This is a genomic window from Mitsuaria sp. TWR114, assembly GCF_007997345.1.
The window spans coordinates 1-647 of record NZ_VOSR01001065.1 but is presented as its reverse complement, the minus strand read 5'-3'; the positions used below and the strand labels follow the sequence as shown (position 1 = coordinate 647).

The following is a 647-nucleotide window of genomic DNA, read 5'->3' as shown; positions in this document are numbered from 1 at the left end:
GCCAGCGCGCGCAGCTGCGCGTCGCGCGTCGCCCAGACGCCGAAGGGCAGGCCGAAACCCTGCTTCTTCTTGACGATGATCTCGTCGGGCAGGAAGCCACGCAGCGCCTCCTTGAAGAACCAGCGCAGCTTCAGCCCCTTGAGCTTGTAGTCCGCCGGCAGGCGCTCCGAGAAGGCCAGCAGCTCGTCGTCCAGCATCGGGAAACCGACCGAGGTGCCCGCCAGCGAGGTCGTGCCCACCACCTTGGGCAGGTCGGTGTCCGCCAGCGTGTAGCGCCAGTCGAAGGCCAGCATCCGGTCGACCAGCCGTCCGGTCTTGATCGCGTTCCACACCTGGCGCTGCTGCTTCTGCGGACCCAGCGGGTCGACGCGTCGCAGGAAGTCGGTTTCCAGCACCTCGCCCAGGCCCAGTCGCGTCAGCAGGTTGTAGCTCTGCAGGCGGTCGGCATCGGTACGCGGGCCTGGTCGATGTAGCTCGCGCCTTTCTTCAGCAGCGGCAGCTTGCCCACCGGCGAGCCGAACACCGGCTGCAGCACGAAGTCCCGCAGCGGTCCCGGCACGCGCCCGTACCACGAGAACACCGTCTGCTTGGCGTAGCGGGTGTTGCCGCCGAAGAGCTCGTCGCCACCGTCGCCGGCCAGCAGGTGC

At 68.6% G+C, this 647-nt stretch carries 2 protein-coding genes; both read right to left on the bottom strand.

From position 1 onward, the window contains the following. Nucleotides 1-395, bottom strand: a 395-nt coding sequence (locus FUT87_RS31220) for an asparagine synthase-related protein (protein WP_255512086.1), incomplete at its 3' end; no start/stop codon positions are given. A gap of 20 nt (nucleotides 396-415) precedes the next feature. Beyond that, the coding region (locus tag FUT87_RS31215) for an asparagine synthase-related protein (RefSeq protein ID WP_255512085.1) at nucleotides 416-647 on the bottom strand (232 nt) is incomplete at its 5' end.